At 69.2% G+C, this 7,161-nt stretch carries 7 protein-coding genes; all 7 read left to right on the plus strand.

The features are described from left to right. Positions 1-86: 86 nt before the first annotated feature. The 7 genes from ruvC to ACZ5CR_RS09370 all read left to right on the plus strand — a co-directional run bounded on the left by ruvC (position 87) and on the right by ACZ5CR_RS09370 (position 7,038). The gene (gene ruvC, locus ACZ5CR_RS09340; protein WP_468855527.1) at positions 87-662 is read left to right on the plus strand and encodes a crossover junction endodeoxyribonuclease RuvC; all 576 of its coding nucleotides are present in this window, start codon (positions 87-89) and stop codon (positions 660-662) included. Next, complete coding sequence (gene ruvA / locus ACZ5CR_RS09345; protein WP_468855274.1) at positions 659-1,267, plus strand: Holliday junction branch migration protein RuvA; 609 nt, start codon at positions 659-661, stop codon at positions 1,265-1,267. The genes ruvC and ruvA overlap by 4 nt, the downstream gene beginning before the upstream one ends. A 57-nt stretch (positions 1,268-1,324) precedes the next feature. Continuing rightward, complete coding sequence (gene ruvB / locus ACZ5CR_RS09350; RefSeq protein WP_468855276.1) at positions 1,325-2,407, plus strand: Holliday junction branch migration DNA helicase RuvB; 1,083 nt, start codon at positions 1,325-1,327, stop codon at positions 2,405-2,407. A 164-nt stretch (positions 2,408-2,571) separates the two neighbouring features. Further along, entirely contained in the window at positions 2,572-3,042 is a 471-nt protein-coding gene (gene yajC / locus ACZ5CR_RS09355; protein WP_468855278.1) for a preprotein translocase subunit YajC, read from the plus strand. Between the two features lie 144 nt (positions 3,043-3,186). Further along, positions 3,187-4,947 carry a protein translocase subunit SecD gene (gene secD / locus ACZ5CR_RS09360; protein ID WP_468855280.1) on the plus strand — a complete coding sequence of 587 codons (1,761 nt, stop codon included), beginning with the start codon at positions 3,187-3,189 and terminating at the stop codon, positions 4,945-4,947. Between the two features lies 1 nt (position 4,948). Continuing rightward, a complete protein-coding gene (gene secF / locus ACZ5CR_RS09365) occupies positions 4,949-6,076 on the plus strand; it encodes a protein translocase subunit SecF (RefSeq protein WP_468855282.1) in 1,128 nt (375 codons plus the stop codon). Positions 6,077-6,498: 422 nt separating this feature from the next. Further along, positions 6,499-7,038: an adenine phosphoribosyltransferase gene (locus ACZ5CR_RS09370; RefSeq protein ID WP_468855285.1), complete on the plus strand. Its 540-nt coding sequence runs from the start codon at positions 6,499-6,501 to the stop codon at positions 7,036-7,038. Positions 7,039-7,161 lie beyond the last annotated feature (123 nt).

Here is a 7,161-nt window from a genome sequence, read left to right on the forward strand (position 1 = left end):
GGGGACACACCCCCTGTCGGCCCGTCGCGTTGTCAGTGCGAGCCGATAGCCTGCACAAACAGGTGAGCGAAGAAGTGGGGGTATTCGTGCGCGTGCTGGGTGTGGACCCGGGGCTTACCCGGTGCGGTGTGGGGGTCGTCGACGGAGTCGCCGGACGCCCCCTGAGCATGCGCGCGGTCGGCGTCGTCCGTACGCCCGCCGACGCCGAGCTCGGCCTCCGCCTGGTCGCCATCGAGCAGGGCATCGAGCAGTGGCTCGACGAGCACGACCCCGAAGTCCTCGCCGTGGAGCGGGTGTTCAGCCAGCACAACGTGCGTACGGTCATGGGCACGGCCCAGGCCAGTGCCGTGGCCATGCTCTGCGCCTCGCGCCGAGGCATCCCCGTAGCCCTGCACACGCCCAGCGAGGTCAAGGCCGCCGTCACCGGCAGCGGCCGTGCCGACAAGGCGCAGGTCGGGGCGATGGTCACCCGCCTCCTGCGGCTCGACGCACCGCCCAAGCCCGCCGACGCGGCGGACGCCCTCGCCCTCGCCATCTGTCACATCTGGCGCGCCCCCGCCCAGAACCGGCTCCAGCAGGCAGTCGCCCAGAACCGTCTCCAGCAGGCCGCGGCCCTGCACGCATCGCGAACGTCACCAGCACAGAAAGGCCGTACCGCATGATCGCCTTCGTCCGCGGCCCCGTCGCCGCCCTCGCCCCCGATGCCGCGGTGGTCGAGGTCGGCGGTGTCGGCATGGCCATCCAGTGCACGCCGAACACCCTCTCCACCCTGCGCGTCGGTCAGCCCGCCAAGCTGGCCACCTCCCTCGTCGTCCGGGAGGACTCCCTCACCCTGTACGGCTTCGCGGACGACGACGAGCGTCAGACCTTCGAGCTCCTGCAGACCGCGAGCGGCGTCGGACCGCGCCTCGCGCAGGCCATGCTCGCCGTACACAGCCCGGACGCGCTGCGCCGCGCGGTCGCCACCGCCGACGAGAAGGCGCTCACCGCGGTCCCCGGCATCGGCAAGAAGGGCGCCCAGAAGCTGCTCCTGGAGTACAAGGACCGTCTCGGCGAGCCCCTCGGCACGGGCGGCCCCGCGATCGGCACCGCTGTCACCTCCGGCTGGAGCGACCAGCTGCACGCGGCGCTCATCGGCCTCGGGTACGCCACGCGCGAGGCGGACGAAGCCGTCGCCGCCGTCACCCCGCAGGCCGAGGCGTCCGAGAAGCCGCAGGTGGGCCAGCTCCTCAAGGCCGCTCTTCAGACACTGAACCGCACCCGCTAGCCCCCGCCGGCACCCGTCGGCCCCTGACCAACCAGAACCACATCGCGAGGCGAGCTCATGAACTGGGACGAGACGACCGACGACGCGACCGCCGCACCCGGCGCGGCCGAGCGGCTCGTCGGTGCGTCCGCCGACGGCGAGGACCAGGCGGTCGAGGCCGCCCTCCGCCCCAAGGACCTGGACGAGTTCATCGGCCAGGAGAAGGTCCGCGAGCAGCTCGACCTCGTCCTGCGCGCGGCCCGCGCGCGAGGGGCCACCGCCGACCACGTCCTGCTCTCCGGCGCCCCCGGACTCGGCAAGACCACCCTTTCGATGATCATCGCGGCCGAGATGGGCGCCCCGATCCGCATCACCAGCGGTCCCGCCATCCAGCACGCGGGCGATCTCGCCGCGATCCTCTCCTCCCTCCAGGAGGGCGAGGTCCTCTTCCTCGACGAGATCCACCGGATGTCCCGGCCCGCCGAAGAGATGCTCTACATGGCGATGGAGGACTTCCGCGTCGACGTCATCGTCGGCAAGGGCCCCGGCGCCACCGCCATCCCGCTGGAACTGCCGCCCTTCACCCTGGTCGGCGCCACCACGCGCGCGGGCCTGCTGCCCCCGCCGCTGCGCGACCGCTTCGGCTTCACCGCGCACATGGAGTTCTACGAACCGGCCGAGCTGGAACGCGTGATCCACCGCTCCGCGCAGCTCCTCGACGTGGCGATCGACGCGGACGGCGCCGCCGAGATCGCGGGACGCTCGCGCGGCACGCCCCGTATCGCCAACCGTCTGCTGCGCCGCGTGCGGGACTACGCACAGGTCAAGGCCGACGGAGAGATCGACAAGGGCATCGCGGGCGCGGCCCTCAAGGTCTACGAAGTGGACGACCGGGGCCTCGACCGGCTCGACCGCGCCGTCCTGGAGGCTCTGCTCAAGCTCTTCGGCGGCGGACCCGTCGGCCTCTCGACGCTCGCCGTCGCCGTGGGGGAGGAGCGCGAGACGGTCGAAGAGGTGGCCGAGCCCTTCCTGGTACGGGAGGGACTGCTCGCGCGCACCCCGCGCGGCCGGGTCGGAACCCCCGCGGCATGGGCGCATCTCGGGCTTGTTCCCCCCCGACAGGCGGGCGGAATCGGACAAGGGGACCTGTTCGGGGCGTGACGGCGCGCGTAGTCGCACGGTCAGGAACTGCGGTGCCATGCTGAGCGTTGTTCCTTAGGTGCGGACTCGCTTAGACTCCGCCGACGCCGCCTTTGCGGGTGGCGTGCCCACCCCCGTCCATCAGGCCGCTTACCTGCGCGGTCATGCGAAGGAAACTCCGTCCCGTGAATATCGTGACCCTCCTCCCGTTCGTCGTGCTCATCGGGGCCATGTTCCTGATGACCCGCTCTGCCAAGAAGAAGCAGCAGGCGGCCGCGGCGATGCGCAACGAGATGCAGCCCGGCACCGGCATCCGCACGATCGGGGGCATGTACGCCACCGTCAAGGAGGTTCACGACGACGCCGTCCTCCTCGAGGTGGCTCCGGGCGTGCACGCGTTCTACGCGAAGAACTCCATCGGCGCCGTCCTCGAGGACGATGAGTACAACCGCATCGTCCACGGCACGAGCGTCGACCTGAAGTCGGACAACCCCGTCGTCCCGGACGACGCCTCTTCCCTGACCGAGACCGACGAGCCCGCCGCCGGCGCTTCCGACGACTCGCCCATCGACCTCGGCAAGAAGGACGCGGACAGCGCCCCCGAGGCCGACGACGCCGAGCCGAAGAAGACCGACGGCGAGTCCGACACGAAGTAGCCACCACCGGGGTCCGTGCGGCGCGCTGCTCGCGCTGCCACGGTCCCCTCAGTGCGTGGGTTTCGTGGCGGGTCTCGACACCACTTCATGGCCGCCCACGGCACGTAATCGGGTCCGGGCGGTTGGACAGGGAGAAACGAGAAGGTGGCAGCACCGAAGAAGGGCCGGAGGCAGGGCGGCCAGGGGAAGCCGGGCCGTTCCCTGGCCCTAATCCTGATCGCCATGGTGGCGCTGGCCGGGGGAATGTTCGTCTCCGGTCACACCACCCCGCGCCTGGGCATCGACCTCGCCGGTGGTACGAGCATCACGCTCGGCGCCAAGAGTGAGCCCGGCAAGCCCAACGCGGTCAACAAGACCAACATGGACACGGCCGTGGGCATCATCGAGCGCCGTGTCAACGGTCTCGGTGTCTCCGAGGCCGAGGTCCAGACCCAGGGCGACCGCAACATCATCGTCAACATTCCCAAGGGGACGAACCAGAAGCAGGCACGCGAGCAGGTCGGCACGACCGCGCAGCTCTACTTCCGTCCGGTGATGACGATGGCGGCCGGCACGCCGACGCCCGACCCTTCCGGCAGCCCTTCGGCGTCCGGTTCGCCCAAGGCGACCGACAAGGGCGAGAAGGACGGCAAGGACGGTAAGGACACTGCGTCCGCGCCCGACGCCACCGAGAGCCCCAAGGGCCGTGCCGTCACCGACGCCCTGAAGGCCGACCCGACTCCGTCGCCCAACAGTTCGGACAAGCCCAAGGGCAACGAGACCCCGTCGCCGACCCCCACGGCGGACGCGGCCACCAAGGCGCTCCAGGAGAAGTTCACCGCGCTCGACTGCACCAAGCAGAGCAGCCGGACCAAGGCGACCGAAGGCGTCAAGCCGAGCGACCCGATGGCGGCCTGCGGCAAGAACAGCTCCGGCCAGTGGGAGAAGTACGTCCTCGGCCCGGCCGAGGTCGAGGGCAAGGACGTCAAGGACGCCAAGGCCGTGCTCGACCCCCAGCGTGGCATCTGGATCGTCACGATGGATTTCACCAAGAAGGGCTCCAAGGACTTCGCCGCGACCACCGGCAAGCTGATGAAGCAGGCCGAGCCGCAGAACCAGTTCGCGATCGTTCTCGACGGTGATGTCGTCTCGGCCCCGCGCGTGACCTCGCAGCTGAGCTCCAACGCCGAGATCAGCGGCAGCTTCACCCAGGAGTCGGCCAAGGACCTGGCGAACATGCTGTCCTACGGCGCCCTGCCGCTCACCTTCCACGAGGACAGCGTCACCACCGTGACCGCGGCGCTCGGCGGCGAGCAGCTGCACGCCGGTCTGATCGCCGGTGCCATCGGTCTGGCGCTGGTCGTCATCTACCTCGTGGCGTACTACCGAGGCCTGGCCTTCATCGCACTCCTCAGCCTCGTCGCCTCCGGCATCCTCACGTACACGATCATGACCTTGCTCGGTCCAGCCATCGGCTTCGCACTGAACTTGCCAGCGGTGTGTGGTGCGATCGTTGCGATCGGTATCACCGCGGACTCGTTCATCGTGTACTTCGAACGCATCCGGGACGAGATCCGCGAGGGCCGCACGCTGCGCCCCGCCGTCGAGCGCGCCTGGCCGCGTGCCCGGCGCACCATCCTGGTCTCGGACTTCGTGTCCTTCCTCGCCGCCGCCGTCCTGTACATCGTCACTGTCGGCAAGGTGCAGGGCTTCGCCTTCACGCTGGGTCTGACCACCTTGCTCGACGTCGTGGTGGTCTTCCTCTTCACCAAGCCGCTGATGACGATCATGGCCCGCAAGAAGTTCTTCGCGGACGGCCACAAGTGGTCCGGGATCGACCCGTCGCGGCTCGGTGCCAAGCCTCCGCTGCGCCGCACCCGCTCTACCTCTGGTTCCGCCGGCCCCGTCGACCCGAAGGAGGCGTGAGATGTCGAAGCTCGGCAACCTCGGCGCCCAGCTCTTCCACGGCGAAGTCGGCTATGACTTCATCGGCAAGCGGAAGATCTGGTACGGCGTCTCTGTCCTGATCACCATCACGGCGATCGTGGCTCTGGCCGTCCAAGGCCTCAACATGGGCATCGAGTTCAAGGGCGGCGCGGTCTTCACCACACCGAAGACCTCCGCCTCGGTCGAACAGGCCCAGGAGTCGGCGGAGAAGGCCTCGGGACACCAGGCCATCGTCCAGAAGCTCGGCAACAGCACGATGCGCGTGCAGATCTCGGGCGTGGACACGGCCAAGTCCGACCAGATCAAGGAAGACCTCGCCAAAAGTCTCGACGTCCCGGCCAAGGACATCAACGCGGATCTGGTCGGACCGAGCTGGGGTGAGCAGATCGCCAACAAGGCGTGGACCGGCCTTGGTGTCTTCCTCGTCCTGTGCGTGATCTACCTGGCGATCGCCTTCGAGTGGCGGATGGCCGCCGCCGCACTGGTCGCGCTGATCCACGACATCACCATCACGGTCGGTGTCTACGCCTTGGTCGGCTTCGAGGTCACCCCGGGTACCGTGATCGGTCTGCTGACGATTCTCGGTTACTCGCTCTACGACACGGTCGTCGTCTTCGACTCGCTCAAGGAGCAGGGCAAGGACGCGGCCAAGCAGACGAGGTTCACCTACAGCGAGATCGCCAACCGGTCGATCAACAGCACCTTGGTGCGCTCCATCAACACCACGGTGGTCGCGCTTCTTCCGGTGGGAGGCCTTCTCTTCATCGGTGGTGGCGCGCTCGGCGCAGGCATGCTGAACGACATCTCGCTGTCGCTGTTCGTGGGCCTCGCGGCCGGCGCGTACTCCTCGATCTTCATCGCCACTCCGCTGGTCGCCGACCTCAAGGAGCGGGAGCCGGCGATGAAGGCCCTGAAGAAGCGGGTGCTCGCCAAGCGCGCGAATGCCGCGGCCAACGGAGAGTCGCCGGACACCACGGCACCTCCGGTTGACGATGACGAGCCGGAGGACGACCTTTCGGCGGCTGCCGGAGTGGTCGGCGGCCAGCGTCGTACGCAGCAGCAGTCCCGCAACCGCGGTCGTGGGCGTCCCTCGGGGAAGCGCCGCTGACCCAAGGCAAGGCCAGACGAACGGGCCCCGCTCCTCTTCCGAGGAGCGGGGCCCGCGCGTGTTTCAGCTCAGGGGCTGATGAGGGTCACTGCCACTTGAGGAGCGAGAAACCCTTGATCTTGATCTCGGGATGCGCCGCGACATTTCCCCAGGGCACGTTCTTGATGAACCCGCTCTTGCCGCAGCCGGCGTTGTACCACTTCGCGACGTTCTTCTTCTCGGCTCGCTCTTGGTGGTTCCCGCGGTGGTGGCACCTGCGGGGACGCCGCCCCGGCGAGAGCTGCCATCGCCACGAGGGGCACGACCCCGGTGGCCATCTTGCGTGAGACGCGCACGGCCTGCCCGAGGGGCGATCGGCTATTGCTAAAGTGGCTCGCCGTCACGATCAGGCGTTCGATCATCAACAGCAATGAGGTGGGCGGGTGACCCCCGTGCAGGAGCTGCTGCTCAGCCGCATCCGAGACGTTCCCGATTACCCCGAGCCGGGGGTGATGTTCAAGGACATCACCCCGCTCCTCGCGGACCCGGAGGCGTTCGCCGCGCTGACCGAGACCCTCGCCGGCCTCGCCGTGCGGTACGGCGCCACGAAGATCGTCGGCCTGGAGGCCCGCGGCTTCATCCTGGGCGCCCCTGTGGCGCTGCGCGCGGGGCTCGGCTTCATTCCCGTACGGAAGGCGGGCAAGCTCCCCGGAGCGACGCTCAGCCAGTCGTACGACCTGGAGTACGGCAGCGCCGAGATCCAGGTGCACGCCGAGGACCTCACCGCCGACGACCGCGTCATGATCATCGACGACGTCCTGGCGACCGGCGGCACCGCCGAGGCGTCCCTGCGGCTCATCCGCCGTGCGGGCGCCCAGGTCGCCGGTGTGGCGGTTCTGATGGAGCTCGGCTTCCTCGGAGGCCGCGCCAAGCTGGAGACGGCCCTGGAGAGCGCCCCGCTGGAGGCCCTCCTCACCGTCTGAGCAGCCACCACGCACACCCGAGGCGGGGGGAAGGGGAGGAAAGGGGGAGGAGGGGGGGGGTTTTGGTGGGGGGGGGGGGGGGTGGGGGGGGGGGAAAAGCAGCGGGGGCTTAGTGGGGGGGAA

This window comes from Streptomyces sp. NPDC031274, assembly GCF_055570235.1.